The sequence below is a fragment of the Acidovorax sp. HDW3 genome, assembly GCF_011303755.1.
Lineage (GTDB): Bacteria > Pseudomonadota > Gammaproteobacteria > Burkholderiales > Burkholderiaceae_C > Paenacidovorax.
The window spans coordinates 1,650,510-1,670,093 of sequence record NZ_CP049885.1 but is presented as its reverse complement, the minus strand read 5'-3'; the positions used below and the strand labels follow the sequence as shown (position 1 = coordinate 1,670,093).

At 67.5% G+C, this 19,584-nt stretch carries 17 protein-coding genes and 1 pseudogene; 12 read left to right on the top strand and 6 right to left on the bottom strand.

Going from position 1 to position 19,584, the window contains the following annotated elements:
• Positions 1-36: 36 nt before the first annotated feature.
• The 7 genes from pstS (at position 37) to phoR (ending at position 6,769) form a co-directional block, all read left to right on the top strand.
• Entirely contained in the window at positions 37-1,077 is a 1,041-nt protein-coding gene (pstS, locus tag G7045_RS07540) for a phosphate ABC transporter substrate-binding protein PstS (protein WP_166159071.1), read from the top strand.
• 64 nt (positions 1,078-1,141) lie between these two features.
• Positions 1,142-2,149: a phosphate ABC transporter permease subunit PstC gene (gene pstC, locus G7045_RS07535; RefSeq protein ID WP_240919180.1), complete on the top strand. Its 1,008-nt coding sequence runs from the start codon at positions 1,142-1,144 to the stop codon at positions 2,147-2,149.
• Positions 2,146-3,027 carry a phosphate ABC transporter permease PstA gene (gene pstA / locus G7045_RS07530; protein ID WP_166159070.1) on the top strand — a complete coding sequence of 294 codons (882 nt, stop codon included), beginning with the start codon at positions 2,146-2,148 and terminating at the stop codon, positions 3,025-3,027. The genes pstC and pstA overlap by 4 nt, the downstream gene beginning before the upstream one ends.
• A gap of 10 nt (positions 3,028-3,037) precedes the next feature.
• Positions 3,038-3,823 (top strand): phosphate ABC transporter ATP-binding protein PstB, encoded by a 786-nt coding sequence (gene pstB / locus G7045_RS07525; RefSeq protein WP_166159069.1) that lies wholly within the window; start codon positions 3,038-3,040, stop codon positions 3,821-3,823.
• Between the two features lie 121 nt (positions 3,824-3,944).
• Positions 3,945-4,646 (top strand): phosphate signaling complex protein PhoU, encoded by a 702-nt coding sequence (phoU, locus tag G7045_RS07520; protein WP_166159068.1) that lies wholly within the window; start codon positions 3,945-3,947, stop codon positions 4,644-4,646.
• Positions 4,643-5,362 (top strand): phosphate regulon transcriptional regulator PhoB, encoded by a 720-nt coding sequence (gene phoB / locus G7045_RS07515; RefSeq protein ID WP_166159067.1) that lies wholly within the window; start codon positions 4,643-4,645, stop codon positions 5,360-5,362. Before phoU ends, phoB begins: the two co-directional genes overlap by 4 nt.
• Before the next feature lie 45 nt (positions 5,363-5,407).
• Positions 5,408-6,769, top strand: coding sequence for a phosphate regulon sensor histidine kinase PhoR (gene phoR / locus G7045_RS07510; protein WP_166159066.1), 1,362 nt, complete (start codon positions 5,408-5,410; stop codon positions 6,767-6,769).
• On the opposite strand, the gene G7045_RS07505 is transcribed toward phoR, so the two are convergent.
• From G7045_RS07505 to G7045_RS07485, 5 genes are all read right to left on the bottom strand, one after another.
• Complete coding sequence (locus G7045_RS07505) at positions 6,708-8,066, bottom strand: MATE family efflux transporter (protein WP_166159065.1); 1,359 nt, start codon at positions 8,064-8,066, stop codon at positions 6,708-6,710. The two genes, phoR and G7045_RS07505, sit on opposite strands and share 62 nt — an antisense overlap.
• Entirely contained in the window at positions 8,066-9,763 is a 1,698-nt protein-coding gene (locus tag G7045_RS07500; RefSeq protein WP_166159064.1) for a hypothetical protein, read from the bottom strand. The genes G7045_RS07505 and G7045_RS07500 overlap by 1 nt, the downstream gene beginning before the upstream one ends.
• A gap of 83 nt (positions 9,764-9,846) precedes the next feature.
• The gene (locus G7045_RS07495) at positions 9,847-10,092 is read right to left on the bottom strand and encodes a type B 50S ribosomal protein L31 (protein WP_166159063.1); all 246 of its coding nucleotides are present in this window, start codon (positions 10,090-10,092) and stop codon (positions 9,847-9,849) included.
• Between the two features lie 116 nt (positions 10,093-10,208).
• A complete protein-coding gene (locus tag G7045_RS07490; protein WP_166159062.1) occupies positions 10,209-11,657 on the bottom strand; it encodes an EAL and HDOD domain-containing protein in 1,449 nt (482 codons plus the stop codon).
• A gap of 30 nt (positions 11,658-11,687) precedes the next feature.
• A complete protein-coding gene (locus G7045_RS07485; protein WP_166159061.1) occupies positions 11,688-12,245 on the bottom strand; it encodes a PadR family transcriptional regulator in 558 nt (185 codons plus the stop codon).
• Between the two features lie 123 nt (positions 12,246-12,368).
• Here G7045_RS07485 and G7045_RS07480 point away from each other — a divergent pair.
• The 3 genes and pseudogenes from G7045_RS07480 to G7045_RS07475 all read left to right on the top strand — a co-directional run.
• Positions 12,369-14,399, top strand: a pseudogene (locus tag G7045_RS07480) (FAD-dependent oxidoreductase); the annotation flags it as partial.
• A gap of 84 nt (positions 14,400-14,483) precedes the next feature.
• Positions 14,484-15,305: a crotonase/enoyl-CoA hydratase family protein gene (locus tag G7045_RS14685; RefSeq protein WP_240919312.1), complete on the top strand. Its 822-nt coding sequence runs from the start codon at positions 14,484-14,486 to the stop codon at positions 15,303-15,305.
• Positions 15,306-15,454: 149 nt separating this feature from the next.
• Entirely contained in the window at positions 15,455-15,664 is a 210-nt protein-coding gene (locus tag G7045_RS07475) for a hypothetical protein (protein ID WP_166159059.1), read from the top strand.
• A 72-nt stretch (positions 15,665-15,736) separates the two neighbouring features.
• Here the strand turns inward: G7045_RS07475 and G7045_RS07470 are convergent, their stop codons facing one another.
• Positions 15,737-17,014, bottom strand: coding sequence for a lytic murein transglycosylase (locus G7045_RS07470; RefSeq protein WP_166159058.1), 1,278 nt, complete (start codon positions 17,012-17,014; stop codon positions 15,737-15,739).
• Positions 17,015-17,078: 64 nt separating this feature from the next.
• Between G7045_RS07470 and sbcB the strand changes: the two genes are divergently transcribed.
• Entirely contained in the window at positions 17,079-18,539 is a 1,461-nt protein-coding gene (gene sbcB, locus G7045_RS07465; RefSeq protein WP_166159057.1) for an exodeoxyribonuclease I, read from the top strand.
• 57 nt (positions 18,540-18,596) lie between these two features.
• Positions 18,597-19,505: a pseudouridine synthase gene (locus G7045_RS07460; RefSeq protein ID WP_166159056.1), complete on the top strand. Its 909-nt coding sequence runs from the start codon at positions 18,597-18,599 to the stop codon at positions 19,503-19,505.
• The last annotated feature ends 79 nt before the right edge of the window (positions 19,506-19,584 follow it).

The window sequence follows — 19,584 nt, the reverse complement described above, 5'->3', positions numbered from 1 at the left end:
GCTCCCATCCTTTCCACAACCTTCAAAGGTTTTTGCATGAAACTGACCCTGATGCGTGTTTTGGTGGCCGGTCTGGCCTCTGCAGTTGTTGCCCCTGCGGCCCTGGCGCAGCAAGAGGCCACCGGCGCGGGTGCGAGCTTTCCGGCGCCGCTGTACGCCAAGTGGGCGGCCGATTACCACAAGGCCACGGGCGTGAAGATCAATTACCAGTCCGTCGGCTCGGGCGCGGGCCTGCGCCAGATCGAGGCCAAGACGGTGGACTTTGGTGCCTCCGATGCGCCGCTCAAGGACGAAGACCTGGCCAAGAAGGGCCTGGTGCAGTTCCCCACCGTGATCGGCGGCGTGGTGCCGGTGGTCAACATTCAAGGTATTGCCCCGGGCCAGCTCAAGTTGAGCGGTCAGGTGCTGGGCGATATCTACCTGGGCAAGATCACCAAGTGGAACGATGCGGCCATCAAGGCGCTCAACCCCAGCGTGAATCTGCCCGATGCAGACATTGCCCCGGTGCGCCGCGCCGATGGCTCGGGCACCAGCTTCATCTTTACCAACTACCTCTCCAAGGTGAACGCCGAGTGGAAGGCCAAGGTGGGTGAAGGCACTGCGGTGAACTGGCCCATGGGCGCCGGTGGCAAGGGCAACGAGGGCGTGGCCGCCTTTGTGGGCCGCCTGGCCAACTCCATTGGTTATGTGGAGTACGCCTACGTCAAGCAAAACAAGATGGCGTACGTGCAGATGCAAAACGCCGAGGGCGCTTTTGTATCGCCCGAGGATGACAGCTTCAAGGCCGCTGCCGCCGGTGCGGACTGGAGCAAGAGCTTCTACCAAATCCTGACCAACCAGCCGGGCAAGGCCGCCTGGCCGCTGACGGGCGCGACCTTCATCCTGATGCACAAGAGCCAGGACAAGCCGGTGCAGGCGCAGACCGCGCTCAAGTTCTTCGAGTGGGCCTACCAGGGTGGCGATAAAACCGCTGCCGACCTGGACTACGTGCCCATGCCCGAATCGGTCAAGGGCGTGATCGCCAAGTCCTGGGGCCAGATCGTGGACGGCGCGGGCAAGCCGGTGGCGGTCAAGTAAGAGGCTCACCCCTCTCCCCTGGCGGGAGAGGGGTAATACTCCCGCAATGCATCCACAAAAACCCATGTCCACCACTTTGACTTCTGCCGCGCCCCCCCTGGTGCAATCCGGTGGCCCGCCGCAGCGCAGCTCCTGGCTGCCTGCGCGCTGGGCCGATAGGCTGTTTGCCGCCCTGGCGCGGGGGGCGGCTTTGCTGACCCTGGCGCTGCTCTTGGGCGTGTTGATTTCGTTGGTGATCGGCGCCTGGCCCGCCATCGCGCAATACGGCCTGGGGTTTCTTACCAGCAGCGCCTGGGACCCCGTGCAGGGTGACTTTGGTGGCCTGGTGATGATCTACGGCACGCTGATGACCTCGGCCATTGCGCTGCTGATTGCCGTGCCGGTGAGTTTTGGTATTGCGCTGTTCCTGACCGAGCTCTCGCCCGCCTGGCTCAAGCGCCCGCTGGGCACGGCCATCGAGCTGCTGGCGGCGGTGCCCTCCATCGTCTATGGCATGTGGGGGCTGATGGTGTTCGGCCCCATTTTGGCCACCTGGGTGCAGCAGCCGCTGCAAAGCCTGTTCAAGGGCGTGCCCTACCTGGGCGCGCTGGTGTCGGGGCCGCCGGTGGGCATTGGCATTTTGTCGGCGGGCATCATCCTGGCGATCATGATCATTCCCTTCATCGCCTCGGTCATGCGCGACGTGTTTGAAGTGACGCCGCTGCTCCTCAAGGAGTCGGCCTACGGCCTGGGCTCCACCACCTGGGAGGTGGTGTGGAAAGTGGTGCTGCCGTACACCAAGACCGGCGTGCTCGGCGGCGTGATGCTGGGCCTGGGCCGCGCCCTGGGCGAAACCATGGCGGTGACCTTTGTGATTGGCAATATGAACCAGCTCAACTCGCTCTCGGTGTTCGAGGCTGCCAACAGCATCACCTCGGCCCTGGCCAATGAATTTGCCGAGGCCGGCGAGGGCCTGCACCAGGCTTCGCTGATCTACCTCGGGCTGGTGCTGTTCTTCATTACCTTTGTGGTGCTGGCGCTGTCCAAACTGCTGCTGGGCCGCCTGCAAAAAGGCGAGGGAGCGCGCGCATGACGACGTCTGAACAACTCCTGGGGGCTGCCGCCCTGGCGCAATCGCGCCAGGCGCGCTTTGCCCGCCGCCGGCGCGTGAACCAGATCGCGCTCACCCTGTCGCTCGCAGCCATGGCCTTTGGCGTGTTCTGGCTGGTGTGGATTTTGTGGGAAACGCTGCGCCTGGGCCTGTCGGGCCTGTCGCTGTCGCTTTTTACCGAGATGACGCCGCCGCCGAACGAGGCCGGCGGCCTGGCGAACGCGCTCTGGGGCTCGTTCATCATGGTGGCGCTGGCCACCTTCATTGGCACGCCGATTGGCATTCTGGCCGGTGTGTACCTGGCTGAATATGGCCGCAACGGCCCGCTGGCGGCCAGCACGCGCTTTGTCAACGACATCCTGCTGTCGGCGCCCTCCATCGTGCTGGGCCTGTTCGTCTACACCGTGGTGGTGGCGCGCTTCAAGAGCTTTTCCGGCTGGGCCGGGGTGCTGGCGCTGGCGCTGATCGTCATCCCGGTGGTCATCCGCACGACGGAGAACATGCTGCTCTTGGTGCCCGCCAGCCTGCGCGAGGCGGCCTACGCCCTGGGTACGCCCAAGTGGAAGGTCATCACCCTGGTGACGCTGCGCGCCGCCCGCGCTGGCGTGATTACGGGCGTGCTGCTGGCCGTGGCGCGCATTGCGGGCGAGACGGCGCCGCTCTTGTTTACGGCGCTCAACAACCAATTCTGGAACGCTGACCTGGGTAAACCCATGGCCAGCCTGCCGGTGACGATCTTCAAATTTGCCATGAGCCCCTACGAGAACTGGCAGCAGCTCGCCTGGGCGGCCGTGTTCCTCATCACCGCTGCGGTGCTGGGCCTCAATATCCTGGCGCGTGTGCTGACGCGCCAAAAATAAGGAAACCCGTATGTCCCCCGTTCCCCTGCCCCCCGAGCCGCCGCGTGCCAAGCTGGCCGTGCGCGACCTGAACTTTTACTACGGCAAGTTCCACGCCCTGAAGGGCATCAACCTCGATATTCCGGCCAACAAGGTCACGGCCTTCATTGGGCCTTCGGGTTGCGGCAAATCGACGCTGTTGCGCACTTTTAACCGCATGTTCGAGCTGTACCCCGAGCAGCGCGCCCAGGGCCAGATTTTGCTCGACGGCGACGATCTGCTCACCAGCCGCCAGGACGTGGCGCTGATCCGCGCCAAGGTGGGCATGGTGTTCCAAAAACCCACGCCGTTCCCGATGTCGATCTACGACAACATCGCCTTCGGCGTGAAGCTGTTCGAGAACCTCAACGCCACCGACATGGACGAGCGCGTCGAATGGGCGCTGCGCAAGGCGGCGCTGTGGAACGAGGTCAAAGACAAGCTGCAGCAAAGCGGATCGGGCCTGTCGGGCGGGCAGCAGCAGCGCCTGTGCATTGCGCGCGGCATTGCCATCAAACCTGAGGTGCTGCTGCTCGACGAGCCGTGCTCGGCGCTCGACCCCATCTCCACGGCCAAAATCGAGGAGCTGATTGCCGAACTCAAGGACGATTACACGGTCGTCATCGTCACGCACAACATGCAGCAGGCAGCGCGCTGCAGCGATTACACGGCCTATATGTACCTGGGCGATTTGGTGGAATTTGGCGCCACGCAGGAAATGTTCTTCAAGCCCCAGCGCAAGGAGACCGAGGACTACATCACAGGCCGATTTGGCTGAGTGCCCGCTCCCTCCCCCTCTGGGGGAGGGTTGGGGTGGGGGCTGCGGCGTGTGCCTTGGCAGCCAGCCCCCATCCCAGCCTTCCCCCAAGGGGGGAAGGAGAAAAACCATTGGACGACCCATGACAGACAAACATCTATCTTCCCAATTCGACAGCGAACTCAACCAGGTCTCCGCCCGCGTCATGGAGCTGGGCGGGCATGTGGAATCGCAGATTCGCCAGGCGATCGCCGCGCTCTCGCACTTCAGCCTGGAGGCGGCCGAGCAGGTGGAGGCCATCGAGCAGCGCGTGAACCAGATGGAGGTGGAGATTGACCACGAGCTGACCACCATCATTGCCCGGCGCCAGCCGACGGCGCGCGACCTGCGCCTGCTGATGGCGTTCTCCAAGGCGACGGCCAACCTCGAACGCATGGGCGACGAAGCCACGCGCATGGCGCGCATGGTGCGCTCCATCATCGAAAGCGGCGCCGCGCGCTCGCTGCCCAGCTCCGATTTGCGCGTGGCGGCCGATTTGGCCTCGGGCCTGCTGCGCAAGGCGCTCGATGCCTTTGCGCGCCTGGATGTGCGTGCTGCGGTGGCTATCTTGAAAGAAGATAACCTTATCGATCGCGAATTTGACGGTTTCGTGCGCAAACTCATCACCTACATGATGGAAGACCCGCGCACCATCTCGGCCAGCCTGGACCTGCTGTTTTTGGCCAAGGCGATCGAGCGCATCGGTGACCACTCCAAGAACGTGGCCGAACTCATCATCTACCTCGTCAAGGGCAAGGACGTGCGCCACCAGGCGCTCGACGAGATCGAATCCGTATTGCAATGAAAAAATTTCCCCTGGTGCTCATCGTCGAGGATGAGCCTGCCATTGCCGAACTGATTGCCGTCAACCTGCGCCACAACGGCTTCACCCCCATCTGGGCCGAAGACGGTGAGGCCGCGCAGCGCGAGCTCAACGCCGTGCTGCCCGACGTCATCCTGCTCGACTGGATGCTGCCGGGCATGAGCGGCCTGCAGCTGGCGCGCAAGTGGCGCGCCGACCCGCGCAGCAAGAGCGTGCCCATCCTCATGCTGACCGCACGCGGCGACGAGCCTGACAAGGTGGCGGGCCTGGACGCGGGCGCCGACGACTACATCACCAAGCCCTTTTCCACGCAGGAGATGCTCGCGCGCATCCGCGCCGTGCTGCGCCGGCGTGCGCCCGAGCAGGTGGCCGACAGCGTCAGCATCGGCGCGTTGCAGCTCGATGCCGGCACGCACCGCGTCAGCTGGCAGGGCGCGCCGCTCAAGGTCGGGCCGACCGAATTCAAGCTGCTGCACTACCTCATGAAGCACGCCGAGCGCGTGCACAGCCGCGCCCAGCTGCTCGACAAGGTCTGGGGCGATCATGTCTACATCGAGGAGCGCACGGTGGACGTGCACATCAAGCGCCTGCGCGAGGCCCTGGGCAGCGCCAGCACCATGGTGGAGACGGTGCGCGGCGCCGGCTATCGCCTTACGGCCCAGGTCGATTCAGCAAAATTGATAGCGGCTGACGCTTGATGGTATTGGGCTAGAGCCCATTTGTTTCTAAAAGCAGGATGCCCCATGGCCTGGCGCTTTTTCTTTTTTCTGACCCTGCAGCTGCTCGCTGCCGTACTGGGCTGGTGGGCTTGGGGCCCATGGGGGGCGCTGGTGGGGGTGCTGCTGGCCTCCTGGTTTGCCTTTGGCGTCGAAACCTGGCGCGGCCTGCGCGTACTCACCTGGCTGCGCGCCAACGCCGAGATGGCGCAGGCGCCGGTGCTGCAGGGCCTGTGGGGCGAAGCCTGCGACCGCCTGCGCCGCCTGCTGCGCGAGCGCGACAAACAGGTGGACGCGAGTACAGCACGGTTGCAGGCGTTTTTGGAGGCGCTGCAGGCCTCGCCCAACGGCCTGGTGCTGCTCGATGGCGCGGGCCACATCGAATGGTTCAACCAGACGGCAGCCGAGCATTTCGGCCTGGAGATAGAGCGCGACCTGATGCAGTCGATTGGCAACTTGCTGCGCGAGCCCGCCTTCAGCGCCTATTACGCCGGTGGCGATTTCACGCACGACCTGCTGCTGACCGGGCGCGCCAGCACCCCGACGCACCCGGTGCGCCTGTCGGTGCACCTGCACCCGTATGGCGACGGCCGGTGCCTGCTGCTCTCGCGCGACGTCACGGCGCTGGAGCAGGCCGAGGCCATGCGGCGCGACTTCGTTGCCAACGTTTCGCATGAAATTCGCACGCCGCTGACGGTGCTGATGGGCTTTATCGAAACCCTGCAGACCCTGCCCCTGCCCGAGGCCGAGCGGGCGCGCTACCTGCGCCTGATGGCGCAGCAGGCGGCGCGGATGCACAGCGTGGTGCAAGACCTGCTGATGCTCTCGCGCCTCGAAGGCAGCCCGCTGCCTGGCATACATGACTGGCACCCTGTGGCGTCGCTGCTGGCGCGCTGCGAGGAGGAGGCGCAGGCGCTGTCGCAGCTGCTCACGCCCGAAGGCGCGCCGGCGCAGCAGCTGGTGTTTCCTGAGCGCAGTGCGCTGCAGGCGGCGGGCGACATTGCTGGCAACGCTGCCGAGCTGCACAGCGCGCTCTCCAACCTCATCGGCAACGCCGTGCGCTACACCCCGCCGGGCGGCAGGATCGTCGTGCAGTGGCAGGCGCAGCCCGAAGGCGGTGCGCGCTTTGCCGTGCGCGACAGCGGCCCCGGCATTGCGCCCGAGCACCTGCCGCGCCTGACCGAGCGGTTTTACCGCGTCGATCGCAGCCGCTCGCGCGAGACCGGCGGTACCGGCCTGGGCCTGGCCATCGTCAAGCACGCCCTGCAGCGCCATGGCGCGCAGCTGGAGGTGGCCAGCACCGTGGGCCAGGGCTCGGAATTTGCCGTTACGCTGCCGGCGCTGCGCCTGCGTGCTGCCGGCGCAGCGTGCGCGCCAGCAAGGCCGTGAACAGCGCTGCCGTCACCGCCAGGGCCAGGCCGTTGGCAGCCCAGAACGGTGTTGGCAGCGCCTGCCCGGCCCAAGGCCCCCAGCCGTGGTAGGCCAGGCTGTAACCCCCGGCCAGGCCGGCGCCCCAGAGCAGGCTGCAGTAGATGAGCAGCGGCGCCAGCGTCACGCGGTAGCTGCGCAGCACGAAGGCGCACAGGGTTTGCAGCGCATCGCCCAGGTGGCTGGCGGCCACCCACAGCAGCAGCGCGGCGGCCAGGGCGGCCACGGCGGGGTCGCTGCTGTAGAGCCCGGCCAAGGGCTTTCTTGCTATGAAAAGAAGAGCTGCTAGCGCAAGCGCCATCAGCGCTGCAAGGCGAAAACTCATCCAGGCGACGGCGGCGGCGCGGGCCTCGTCGCCGGCGCCGCGCCAGTAGCTCACGCGCGCGCTGGCGGCAATGCCCAGCGACAGCGGCACCATGTAGAGCACGGCGGTGATGTTGGCCGCAATCTGGTGGCTGGCCGTGGCCAGCAGGCCCTGGCGGGCGATGAACAGCGCCATCAGCGTGAACGACGTCACTTCCACCATGATCGACAGCCCCGCCGGCAGGCCCAGGCGCAAGAAGGCGGCGAGCTGCGCCACGTCTGGGCGCTCCAGGCGCTGCCACAGCGCCAGTGGCTGGTACAGGTTTTGCGTGCGCAGCAGGTACAGCGCCAGCGCCAGCAGCAGCGTGTTCACCACCAGCGTCGCCCAGGCGCAGCCGACGGCGCCTTGCGCCGGCAGGCCGGCGCCGCCGAAGGTGAACCAGATCGACAGCGGCACCTTGGCCGCCAGCCCCGCCACCTGCAGCCAGGTGACGAGTTGCGGGTGGCCCAGCGCCTGGTTGAGCGTGCAATAGACGCGAAACAGCAGCGCTGGCGCCAGGGCCAGGGCCAGCACCGCCAGGTAGCGCTCGACCTCGCCTTGCAGCGCCGGCGGCACCTCGGTCCAGCGCAGCAGCGGCCCGGGCGAGAGCAGCAGCGCCACGCCCAGCAGGCCGGCGCCCAGGCACAGGTAGAGCGCCTGGCGCAGCGAGCGGCCTATGGCGGCGCTGTCGCGCGCGCCGCGCTGCTCGGCCCAGACCGGCAGCAGCGCCTGCAGCACGCCCATGAGGGCGACGTAGACGCTGATGAAAATCGACGAGCCCACCGACAGCGCTGCCAGCGACGCCTGCGCATGGCGCCCGGCGACGATGGTGTCCGTAATGCCGTAGGCCATGACGGCCAATTGCCCTGCCAGCACCGTGGCGGCGTGGCGCAGCACGGTGGTGCGCTCCGACATCAATCGACCCGGTGCAGCAGCACGATGCGCTCTTGGCGGCTTGTGGGGCGGCCAATGGCGGCGTACAGCAGCCATTGGCCTGGCGGCGGCGTGAAGCTCGGCGGCAAATCGGTGCTGGTGCTGGCCACGGCCAGCCAGTGGCAGTCATTCGCGGCGGCGCTGGCGACGGGGCGTAAATCCAGCCCACCATGAAACTGCAGCGCCGCCACCTGTGAATCGCCCAGGTCTTGCACCAGCACGCAGCCTGGAGCGCTGCCCAAGGTGGTGACGATGCGCTGCACCTGCGGCGCGTAGCTGCGTGCGTAGTCCAGCAGCGGCAGCCACAGCGTCAGCAGCAGCAGCCAGGCCAAGGTGGTGCCGCTGGCGGGCAGCACCAGGCTTTTCCAGAGGGCGTGGCGCTGGCGCGCTGCGCGCCAGTACACCAGGGCGCACCAGGCGGCGCTGGCGGCGAGCGCCAGGGCAAAGGGCAGGGCGGAAAAATGCGGCTCAAAGCCGGGCGCCAGGCGCGCCACGTTGGCCGCTGGCTGCGCCGGAAACCCCGTTTGCAGCGAGAGCCAGACGACCCAGATGGCAATGGCCGAGGCGCTGAAGAACAGCAGCGTGAACCAGTCGATCAGCGCCGCCAGGCTGCGCTGCAGCGTGGGCAGGGCAAAGGCCGCCAGGGCCGAGAGTGCCGGCAGGCCCAGCAGCAGGGCGCGGTCGGCGGGCTCGGTGCACAGGCACACGGCCAGCATGACCGAGGCCAGCCCCAGCGGCAGCCACAGGTGGCGGTGCCCCCGGCGGCTCCAGATTTGCCGGCGCCAGCGCCACAGCGTCCACAGCGCCAGCGGCCAGGCCGGCCAGCCAAACCAGATCAACATGCGGGCGATGGTTTGGGCGTAGGGCCAGAGTGCGTGCGGCGCCTCGATGCGCCAGACCCACAGATCCAGGGCGCTGGCGAGCAGGGCGCAGGCGGCGCTGGTGGCGAGCCAGGCCAGGGCCCAGCGGCTGCTGCGGTCGTGCGCCGTCAGCGGGGCGTAGCGCAGCAGCGCTGCCGCACCCAGGCCCAGCAGCAGGGCGACGGTGGGCGCGCCCGAGAGCGTGAGCGCAGGCAGCCCGAGCAGCATGGCTGCGCTGCCCCGGCGCGGGTGGTGCGGAAAGATGGCGGCGGCAAAAAACACCAGCGCCGTGCAGGCGAGCTGGGTGAGGTAGCTGGTGATTTCATGCCCGAGCTGCGCCAGCCCCAGGCAGGCGAGCAGGGCGAGCAGGCCGGCATCGGCGATGGAGCGCGCGTAGTCCTGCGGCAGCGCTTCGCCGCCAAAGGCAAAGGCCACGGGCTGTGCGCCGGGGCTGCGCGCCAGGTAGTACACGGCGTACCAGGTGGCGAGCAGGGTCAGGATGAGCAGGAACACAAAAGGCAGGCGCGCCGCCAGCTCGGGGGGGAGCGCCGCCGGGGCCCAGCGCAGGGCGGCGGCGCCAAGCCACAAGGGCAGCAGGCCGTCGCCCGTGGGTTGCAGGCCGACCATGCTCGGGGCGAGCCAGTCGCCGCCTTGCGCCAGCGTGCGCATGTAGCCAAAGGCCGCCAGGTCGGCGTGGCGCCAGGGCGCGCGCCCGAGAAAGCCCGGCAGCACGTAGGCCAGGCACAGCAGCAGCAGCGCCCAGCGCGGCAGCGGGCGCGCGGCGCTTTGCGTGACGATGGCGGGGCTGGGCTGGTTCATGGAGCAGGATGAAAAAAAGGCAGCGCGGTCGCCCGGCTGCCTTGTATCGTACGGTGGGCGGCAGGGCCGCCCAGCAGCGTAGATTACTTCTTGGCGAAGCGGTTGCGGAACTTCTCCACGCGGCCACCCATGTTGTCCACCGACTTTTGCGTGCCGGTGTAGAAGGGGTGCGACTCGGACGAGGTGTCGAGCTTGAACAGCGGGTATTCCTTGCCTTCGAAGGTGTCGGTTTCCTTGGTGTTGGCGCAGGAACGGGTCACGAACTTGAAGCCGTTGGACAGGTCAACGAACAGCACTTCGCGGTAGTTGGGGTGAATGCCTTCTTTCATGGTCTTCTCTCTTTTGACTCGCGGTAGCCGCGCCAGGCCATGTGCAACCTTTTGCACATTCAAAAAACTCGGCGTACTTTCCGCAAAAAGCCCGCCATTATCGCACAGCCGGCCCATCAGGCGTGGCCGATTTCGATGATGTCATTCGCCTGGCCCAGGGCCTCCATGTTCAGGCACAGCACCTGCAGCGAGTCCAGCTGCAGGCGGTCGGCCAGGGTTTTGGTGGCTTCAAACTGTTGTTTTTCCAGCGCCTGCGCCAGCAGCAGGGCGTTGCGGTGTAGCCCGGCCTGGCCCAGCAGCGCGGCGTGCACGGGGGCGGGCAGGTGGGTTTCTTGCAAGATGGCGTCCATGGCATGGCCGATGAGCAGATCGAGCATGGAGAACAGGCCCAGAATGAACAGCTCCTCGGGCGGCGCGCCCTGCAGCTGGCCCTGGCCGGCCAGGCTTTCGAGGAAAAAGGCGCGCGTGAGCGCCTGCTCGACCAGCACGCGCTCGCGGTAGCCGCCTTGCTGGATGTCGAACAGCAGCAGCGACACCCAGCGGTAGCAGCGCTCGCGCCCGAGCACCATCAGCGCCTTGTCTATGGTCAGCACCGGCTGCGCCAGACCAAAGGCGGGCGAGTTCAGGTAGCGCAGCAGCTTGAAGGTGAGCACCGGGTCGGCCGTGATCTGCTGCGCGATCACGCTCAGATCCTCGTCGCTGCGCAGCAAGTTGAGCAGCTTGATGGTCAGCAGGCGGTTGATCTCGCTCTTGGGCGGGTGCCAGTTCTCGCGGCTGGTGACGAAGTCGCCCATGAAGAAGCCAAAGCCGCCCTGGAAGCACAGGTTGAACTCGTCAAAGCTGTGCAGCTCCTGCGCGATCCACTGCAGCGGCCCCAGGGTGCTGGCGCGGCCATTGCTCAGGGTCTCGCGCAGGGCCTCGATCTCCAGGCCATCGAATTCGGCCAGGTGCACCTGCACGTAGTCGGCCTGCGTTGCCAGGGTGCGCAGCGCTGGATGCAGCTCCAGCAGTTGCCTATCGAGCACCCAGCCGTGGGCCATGCCCCGGGCGCGCAGGGCGGCGAGCTGGGTGGGCAGCTGCGCGCCATCGAGGGCCTGCTGGTTGGGCGCGAGCATGAGCACGCTGTTGTGCGCCGGCAGCAGCGCCAGCAGCGGGTTGTCGAGCGAGGCCGGGCTGATGTGGATGAACGCCTTGCGGTGCCCCAGCAGCTTGTGGATGCGCAGGCTGTTGAGGCTGCGCAGCAGGGCGTCGTCGTAGGCTTTGTGCAGCTGCTCTTTTTTGCCCTGCAGACGCTCTTGCAAGTGCTCTTGCAGGTGGAAAAAATAGCCGGCAATTTGCTCTTGGCGGTTGAGCACCGGCTCGCGGCAGATAAAAGAGGTGTTGCTGCTGGCCTCTGGGGCTGGCGCTGGTGTGGGCTCCGGGGGCGGGGCGGCGTTCTTGAGCGGCGCGAGCTGCTGCAGGGTTTCAAACTGTTGGCGCGCCTTGGCCTCTTGCACCTGGGGCGGTGGCGGCGCAGGGGGGCGCTGGCCCAGCAGGCGGCGAAAAAAATCCAGCAAAAACGACATGCAGTCTCCCTCCGCAATAGAGGAATCATTCTAGGGGCCGTCCGGCCCGTTTTCGGCTTGCAGTAGCAGCGCCAGCATCTCACGCCCCCAGGCAATTTCGCCTTCTTCGTAGCGGATGCCTTTTTTCAAAATCATGTGCTGGATGGCCTGGGCGCGGGCCAGGGCCTGGCCTGCTGGAAAGTCCTGCGCCTCGATGCGGCGGTAATGCGCCAGCTGCGCCTGGTGCAGGGCCAGGTGGCGTTCGAGTTCGGGCACCAAATCGACTTCACCCAGCACCGCATCGGCGCGCAGCTTGACGGTGAAGGCATCGCGCAAGTCCATGGGCGGCGTGGGCTCTGCCGCCCAGCGTGCCAGCTCAGCGCGGCCTGCGGGCAGCACGCGGTAGTGTTTTTTGCGCGTCTTGCCGGCGTCGGGCGGCACAACGCCTTCGACCCAGCCAGCGGCCTCCATGCGCGCGAGCTCGCGGTAAATCTGCTGGTGCGTGGCGTGCCAGAAGTGGCCTATGGATTTGTCAAAACGCCGCGCCAGGTCGTAGCCCGAGGTGGATTTTTCCAAAAGCGAAGTGAGCACGGCGTGGGGCAGGGACATGGGCGCGCAGTCTATAGCGGGTAAACCTGTACTGCAACTGGTTGCATAGTTAATCGAACGACCGTACACTTTTATGCAACCGGTTGCATAGATGACCGCTTTTGTCCCAGGAAAGACCCCACCATGACCTCTGCCGCCACGCCATACCCCCTCCTGCTCGCCCCGCTGGAGCTGGGCTTTACCACGCTGAAAAACCGCGTGCTCATGGGCTCCATGCACGTGGGCCTGGAGGAAGCGCCCAACGGCTTTGAGCGCATGGCCGCGTTCTACGCCGAGCGTGCGCGCGGCGGTGTGGGCCTGATCGTGACGGGCGGCATCGCCCCCAACGCCGCAGGCCGCCCCATGCCCGGCGGCGCGGCCATGACGACGCAGCACGAGGCCGACAAGCACAAGGTGGTGACCGAGGCCGTACACGCCGCTGGCGGCAAGATTTGCATGCAAATCCTGCACTTTGGCCGCTACGCCTACCACCCCGACATGGTGGCGCCCAGCGCCTTGAAGGCGCCGATCAGCCCCTTCGCCCCCCGGGCGCTGAGCACCGAAGAAGTGCAGCAAACCGTGGAGGACTACGCCAACGCCGCAGCCCTGGCGCAAAGCGCGGGCTACGACGGCGTGGAGATCATGGGCTCGGAGGGCTACCTGATCAACGAATTCATCGCCGCGCAGACCAACCAGCGCGATGACATCTACGGCGGCAGCTATGACAACCGCATCCGCTTTGCGCTGGAAATCGTGCGCCGCACCCGCGAGCGCGTGGGGGCCAACTTCATCCTCATCTTCCGCCTCTCGATGCTCGACCTGGTGCAAGGCGGCTCCACGCAAGAAGAAGTGGTGCAGCTGGCGCAGGCGCTGGAGCAAGCCGGCGTCACCATCCTCAACACCGGCATCGGCTGGCACGAGGCGCGCATCCCAACAATAGCCACCAAGGTGCCGCGCGCCGCCTTCGCCTGGGTCACCGAGCAGCTCAAGGGCAAGGTCGGCATTCCGCTGGTGGCCACCAACCGCATCAACACGCCCGAGGTGGCCGAAGAAGTGCTCGCCAGCGGCCAGGCCGACATGGTGAGCATGGCCCGGCCCTTCCTGGCCGACCCCGAGTTCGTCAACAAAGCCGCCCAGGGCCGCAGCCAGGACATCAACACCTGCATCGCCTGCAACCAGGCTTGTTTGGATCACACCTTTGGCGGCAAGATCACCAGCTGCCTGGTCAACCCCCGCGCCTGCCACGAAACCATCCTTGTGCCCCTGCCGCTGCCGAAAAAAGAGCGCGTTGCGGTCGTGGGCGCTGGCCCCGCTGGCCTGGCCTTTGCCACCGAGGCGGCGGCGCGCGGGCTGGAGGTGACGCTGTTTGACGCCGCCAGCGAGATTGGCGGCCAGTTCAACGTGGCCAAGCAAATTCCGGGCAAGGAGGAGTTCTACGAGACGCTGCGCTACTTTGGCGAACGCCTCAAGCACACGGGCGTGACCGTCCAGCTCGGCCAGCGCGTGAGCGCCGACGACCTGCTGCAAGCCGGTTTCAAACAAGTGGTGCTGGCCACCGGCATCACGCCGCGCCTGCCCGAGATCGAAGGCATCACCCACCCCAAGGTGCTGGGCTACCTGGACGTGCTGCGCGACAAAAAGCCCGTGGGCGAAAAAGTGGCGGTGATTGGCGCCGGCGGCATTGGCTTTGACGTCTCTGAATACCTGCTGCACGAAGGCCAAAGCGCCAGCCTGAACCAAGCCAAGTTCTTTGCCGAATGGGGCGTGGACACCACCGGCAGCCTGCGCGGCGGCGTCAAGCCGGGCCAGATTGGCGAAGTGCCGCGCCACATCTGGCTGCTGCAGCGCAAGAGCAGCAAGGTGGGCGAGGGCCTGGGCAAGACCACCGGCTGGATCCACCGCACCGGCCTGAAAAACCGGGGCGTGCACATGCTCGCTGGCGTGGCGTACCGCAAGGTGGACGACGCCGGCCTGCACATCACTGTTGATGGCCAGGAGAAAACCCTGCCGGTGGACCACGTCATCGTCTGCGCCGGCCAAGACCCCAACCGCGCGCTGCAAGCCGCGCTGGAGGCCCAGGGCGTGGCCGTGCACCTGATCGGCGGCGCGGACAAGGCGGCGGAGCTGGACGCCAAGCGCGCCATCAAGCAGGGCACCGAGCTGGCGCTGCGCCTGGGGGGCGAAGTTGCTCCTAAAACAGGAGCTGCTAACGCGCAGCCAGCAAGCGCTAGCGGCCAAAAAGACCCTGAAAAATCGAACGTGACCGGCCTGCAGCTGCAAACCCTCAGCGTCACCTTGGAGGGAGCGGTCGCCACCGTCACGCTCAACCGTGCGGACAAGGCCAACGCCATGAACGCCGCCATGTGGCAGGAAATCCGCCAGGTGTTTGGCTGGGTCGATGCCACGCCGGCGGTGCGCGTGGCCGTGCTGCGCGCCGAGGGCAAGCTGTTTTGCTCCGGCATTGACCTGGCGATGATGATGCAGATGCCGGCGCAGATTGCCGACGACTGCGAGGGCCGCCAGCGTGAGAAGCTGCGCCGCGTCATCCTCGATCTGCAAGACACCCTCACCAGTCTGGAGCGCTGCCGCAAGCCCGTGCTGGCCGCCATCCACGGCGCCTGCATTGGCGGCGGGGTGGACTTGGTGGTGTGCGCCGACATGCGCTACGCCAGCAGCGACGCGAGTTTCTCCATCAAGGAAATCGACATCGGCATGGTGGCCGACGTCGGCACGCTGCAGCGCCTGCCCAAGCTCGTGGGCCAGGGCATCACGCGCGAGCTGGCCTACACCGGGCGCAAGCTCGGCGCGGCCGAGGCGCAGCAGATCGGCCTGGTCAACCGCGTGTTCGAGACGCGCGAGGCGCTCTACGCCGGGGTGCAGGAGATTGCCGCCAGCATTGCCGCCAAGTCGCCGCTGTCGATTCGCGGCAGCAAGGAAATGCTCAACTACGCCCGCGACCACAGCGTGGCCGATGGCCTGAACTACGTCGCCACCTGGAACGCCGCCATGCTGCAAAGCGACGACCTGATGGCCGCCATGACGGCGGGCATGATGAAGCAGACGCCGCAGTTCAAGGACTGATCCCTCTACTGCAGCTGCCGCCCGTGCCGTAGAGTGCGGGCCCGGAGACAGGGGTGCGGAAGGCGGTGGCGCCGCGCCCCGCCCGGCCAGCGGCAATTCCGCCGCGCCGGGTTTTGGCAGGCCCCCACATCCCAAAGAAAGAGTGACCCATGGCGTACTCCATCGAATCCACCGTGCGTGAACTGCTCGCCAGCGATGCCACCAAGGCCATCCTGGAGCAGTACCTGCCGGGCATTTCCGCGCATCCGCAGATCGGCATGGCCGGCGGCATGGCCCTGGCCACGGTGGCCAAGTTCTCGGGCGGCCTGATCACGGACGACGCCCTGGAGAAAATCCAGGCCGCTCTGCAGGCCCTGTAAGCGCGCTCGAAGGCGACAACACCCCGCTGCGGCGGGGTGTTTTGCTTTCAGCACCTGGGTGGAGGGCTGGGTTTACGGTGCGCTGGCCGTGAGGCGTTCGAGCAGGGCGCGCGTGGCAAAGCCGTCGGCCGTCAGGCCCTGGCTGCGCTGGTAGCGGCGCAGGGCGGCGCTGGTGGCCGGGCCGAGCAGGCCGTCGGCCGCGCCCGCTTGCAGGCCCAGGGCGTTGAGCGCCGTTTGCAGCGCCTGCACCTGCGGGCGCGAGAGCGCCGGCTCGCTGCGCGGCCAGGGCGTTTGCAGGCCGCTGTTGCCCTCGATCTGGCGCGCCAGCAGGGCCACGGCGAGGGCGTAGTTGATGGCGTTGTTGTAGCGCAGCAGGGCGCGAAAATTCGCCCCCACCAGCAGCGCCGGGCCCTGCGCACCGGCGGGGGCCAGCACCGAGGCGTCGGCCAGGGGCGGCAGGGCGCTGGCGTCGATGCCGCGCAGGCCGGCGCGGGCCCAGGCGCTGCTGTCCTGGCGCACGGCGGGGTCGGCCTGCTGCCAGTCAAAGTCGGGCGGCAGCTGCAGCTCGACCAGCGTGGGCTCGTCCGCGCGCCAGCCCGAGCGCGCCAGGTAATGCGCGGTGGAGGCGGCGACGTCGGCCACGCTGGCCCAGATGTCGCGCCGGCCGTCGCCATCGGCGTCCACGGCGTACGCCAGGTAGACCGAGGGCAGGAACTGCGTGTGCCCCATGGCGCCGGCCCAGGAGCCGATCATGCGTTCGGGCGCGATGTCGCCCTGGTCGATGGTGGTCAGCGCCGCCAGCAGCTCGCGCCGCGCCCAGGCTTGGCGCCGGCCCTCGAAGCCGAGCGTGGCCAGGGCGCTGAGGGTGCTGAAGCTGCCAAAGTTCTGGCCGTAATTGCTCTCCACGCCCCAGATGGCGGTGACGATGGCCGCCGGCACGCCGTAGCGCTGGGCCGCCGCCTGCAAGGCCGGTTGCTGCGCTGCCAGCGCCGCCCGGCCCTGGGTGATGCGCTGGGGCGAGACGGCGTTGTCGAGGTACGTCCAGGGCTGGCGCGTGAACTCGGGCTGGGCGCGGTCGAGCTCGATCACGCGCGGCAGCAGCTCGGCCTGGCCCAGGGCCTGGCGCACGCGCTCGGGGTGCAGGCCGGCGGCAATGGCCTCGTCGCCCACGCTGCGCAGCCAATCGGCAAAGGCCGTGGCCTGCGGCGCGGCGCGGTGGTGGCCGTCTGGCGGCTGGGTGGGGGCGGGGGTGGGCAAGGGGCTGGCGCAGCCGGCGAGCAGGGCGGCGCTGGTGAGCAGGCAGGGCAGCAGGGGAGGCCGGGGAAGCTGGGGGCGGGGCGTAGCTTTCATGGCGCCATTGTCCCGGCATACTTGCGCCTTCATCGGCGCAGGGGCGCCGCAGCGGCAGCACACCATGCACACTTTTTACTGGCACGACTACGAAACCTTTGGCGCCACGCCCCGGCGCGACCGCCCGGCGCAGTTCGCCGGCATCCGCACCGATGCCGAGTTGAACGAGATCGGCGCGCCCCTGATGCTCTACTGCCGCCCGGCGCCCGACTACCTGCCCGAGCCCGAGGCCTGCCTGATCACCGGCATCACGCCCCAGCTGTGCCTGGAAAAAGGCGTGCCCGAGCACGAGTTCGCACGCCGCATCGAGGCCGAGCTGGCGCAGCCGGGCACCATTGGCGTGGGCTACAACACCATCCGCTTCGACGACGAGGTCACGCGCCACCTGTTCTGGCGCAACCTGATCGACCCCTACGCGCGCGAGTGGCAAAACCAATGCGGCCGCTGGGATTTGCTCGACGTGGTGCGCATGTGCTACGCCCTGCGCCCGGACGGCATCGTCTGGCCGAAGAAGGACGACGGCACGCCCAGCTTCAAGCTCGAAGACCTGTGCCGCGCCAATGCCATTGCGCACGAGGCGGCGCACGATGCGCTCTCGGACGTGCGCGCCACCATCGCCCTGGCGCGCCTGGTGCGCCAGCACAACCCGCGCCTGTTCGACTTTGCCCTGTCGCTGCACAAGAAAGACCGCGTGGCGCAGGAGCTGCGCCTGCCGACCACGCAGCAGACGGCACGGCCATTCCTGCACGTCTCGGGCATGTTCGGCACCGAGCGCGGCTGCCTGGCCGTGATGTGGCCGCTGGCGAGCCACCCGACGAACAAAAACGAGCTGCTGGCCTGGGACCTGGCGCAAGACCCCTCGGTGCTCGCCAGCCTGGGCGCAGACGAACTGCGCCAGCGCCTGTTCACACGCCAGGCCGACCTGCCCGAGGGCGTGACGCGCCTGGCGCTCAAAAGCGTGCACCTGAACAAATCGCCCATGGTGGTGGGCAACCTCAACACCCTCACGCCCGCGCTGGCCCAGCGCTGGGGCATAGACCTGGCGCAGGCCGCGCGCCACGCCGAGGCCGCGCGCGCGCTGCCGGACATGAGCGCGCTCTGGGCCGAGGCGTTTGCGCGCCCGGCCCCGGCCGAGGCGCCGGACGTGGAGCAGGACTTGTACGGCGGCTTCATCGGCAACGAAGACCGCCAGCGCCTGAACCGCCTGCGCGCCCTGGCGCCGGCGGAGCTGGCGCAGGCGCACCCGGGCTTTGACGACCCGCGCCTGCCGGAGCTGGTGTTTCGCTGGCGCGCGCGCAACCACCCCGCCAGCCTGACGCCGCCCGAGCAGCAGCGCTGGCTGGCGCATTGCGCCGCACGCCTGCTGCACGGCGCTGGCGGGGGCCTGACGGTGCAGGCCCTGTTCGACCGCATCGACCCGCTGATGGAGCAGGCCCAGGAGCGCGACGACGAGCGTGCGCAAGAGCTGCTGGCGGCGCTGTACGACTGGGCCGAGGAGTTGGCAGCGGCCCTGGATTCTGAATAAAAAACGCTTCTAGCGCTTATCTGGCAAGCGTGAGCAGCTATAAAAACAATAGTAAAAATGCACAACCCCCACGACCCGCGCGTGCTACCCATGCGCGACGGCGTCAACCCCAGCTGCGTCGTACTGCCGTCGCAGGGCCAGGGCAGCCTGCTCGACTTCCTGTGCCAGCGCCTGCCCGCCGTGGCGCGCGCCGACTGGTGCCAGCGCATGGCAGCGGGCGAGGTGGTGGATGAGTTCGGCCAGTGCGTCACGCCCGAACGCAACTTCGCCCCCGGCATTCGCCTGTACTACTACCGGGCGCTGGCGCAGGAGGCGGCCATCCCCTTCGAGGCCGAAGTGCTCTACCAGGACGAGCACCTGCTGGTGGCCGACAAACCGCACTTCCTGCCCGTGGTGCCCGGCGGCGCCTACCTGCAGCACACGCTGCTGGTGCGCCTCAAGCGTGCGCTGGGTCTGGCCGAGCTCTCGCCCATCCACCGCATCGACCGTGACACCGCCGGCCTGGTGCTGTTTTCAGTGCAACGCGCCACGCGCGGGCGCTACCAGGCGCTGTTTCGCGAGCGCAGCGTGCACAAGGTGTACGAGGCCATCGCCCCCTGGCGCCCAGAGCTGCACTTTCCGCGCGAACACCGCAGCCGGCTGCAGGAATGCGGGCACTTCTTTCGGATGCACGAGGCGCCGGGCGAGGCCAACAGCTGCACGCGCATGTCCATCATCGAAGTGGCCGCCCCCTGGGCGCGCTACCGCCTCGAACCGGTGAGCGGCAAGCGCCACCAGCTGCGCGTACACATGGCCGCGCTCGGCCTGCCGCTGCGTGGCGACGCGTTCTACCCCGAGGTGAATGACCCGCCGCCGGGCGACTATTCCCGCCCCCTGCAACTGCTGGCACGGGAACTGGCGTTTTGCGACCCGGTGACGGGGCAGGAGCGGGCCTTTGCCAGCCGGCGGCAGCTGCAGGCGTTGTGAGTGTTTGTGATCTTTGGGGAAAAAGGGTCTGAATGACAAAGGGATGGTGTTGCCACTTCTAATGGATGTAACTGTCCCA

What these genes read in the sequence shown, in the direction of transcription:
- pstS (WP_166159071.1), top strand. Translation starts at nt 37, where the DNA reads ATGAAACTGACCCTGATGCGTGTTTTGGTGGCCGGTCTGGCCTCTGCA.
- pstC (WP_240919180.1), top strand. Translation starts at nt 1,142, where the DNA reads ATGTCCACCACTTTGACTTCTGCCGCGCCCCCCCTGGTGCAATCCGGT.
- pstA (WP_166159070.1), top strand. Translation starts at nt 2,146, where the DNA reads ATGACGACGTCTGAACAACTCCTGGGGGCTGCCGCCCTGGCGCAATCG.
- pstB (WP_166159069.1), top strand. Translation starts at nt 3,038, where the DNA reads ATGTCCCCCGTTCCCCTGCCCCCCGAGCCGCCGCGTGCCAAGCTGGCC.
- phoU (WP_166159068.1), top strand. Translation starts at nt 3,945, where the DNA reads ATGACAGACAAACATCTATCTTCCCAATTCGACAGCGAACTCAACCAG.
- phoB (WP_166159067.1), top strand. Translation starts at nt 4,643, where the DNA reads ATGAAAAAATTTCCCCTGGTGCTCATCGTCGAGGATGAGCCTGCCATT.
- phoR (WP_166159066.1), top strand. Translation starts at nt 5,408, where the DNA reads ATGGCCTGGCGCTTTTTCTTTTTTCTGACCCTGCAGCTGCTCGCTGCC.
- G7045_RS07505 (WP_166159065.1), bottom strand. Translation starts at nt 8,066, where the DNA reads ATGTCGGAGCGCACCACCGTGCTGCGCCACGCCGCCACGGTGCTGGCA.
- G7045_RS07500 (WP_166159064.1), bottom strand. Translation starts at nt 9,763, where the DNA reads ATGAACCAGCCCAGCCCCGCCATCGTCACGCAAAGCGCCGCGCGCCCG.
- G7045_RS07495 (WP_166159063.1), bottom strand. Translation starts at nt 10,092, where the DNA reads ATGAAAGAAGGCATTCACCCCAACTACCGCGAAGTGCTGTTCGTTGAC.
- G7045_RS07490 (WP_166159062.1), bottom strand. Translation starts at nt 11,657, where the DNA reads ATGTCGTTTTTGCTGGATTTTTTTCGCCGCCTGCTGGGCCAGCGCCCC.
- G7045_RS07485 (WP_166159061.1), bottom strand. Translation starts at nt 12,245, where the DNA reads ATGTCCCTGCCCCACGCCGTGCTCACTTCGCTTTTGGAAAAATCCACC.
- G7045_RS07475 (WP_166159059.1), top strand. Translation starts at nt 15,455, where the DNA reads ATGGCGTACTCCATCGAATCCACCGTGCGTGAACTGCTCGCCAGCGAT.
- G7045_RS07470 (WP_166159058.1), bottom strand. Translation starts at nt 17,014, where the DNA reads ATGAAAGCTACGCCCCGCCCCCAGCTTCCCCGGCCTCCCCTGCTGCCC.
- sbcB (WP_166159057.1), top strand. Translation starts at nt 17,079, where the DNA reads ATGCACACTTTTTACTGGCACGACTACGAAACCTTTGGCGCCACGCCC.
- G7045_RS07460 (WP_166159056.1), top strand. Translation starts at nt 18,597, where the DNA reads ATGCACAACCCCCACGACCCGCGCGTGCTACCCATGCGCGACGGCGTC.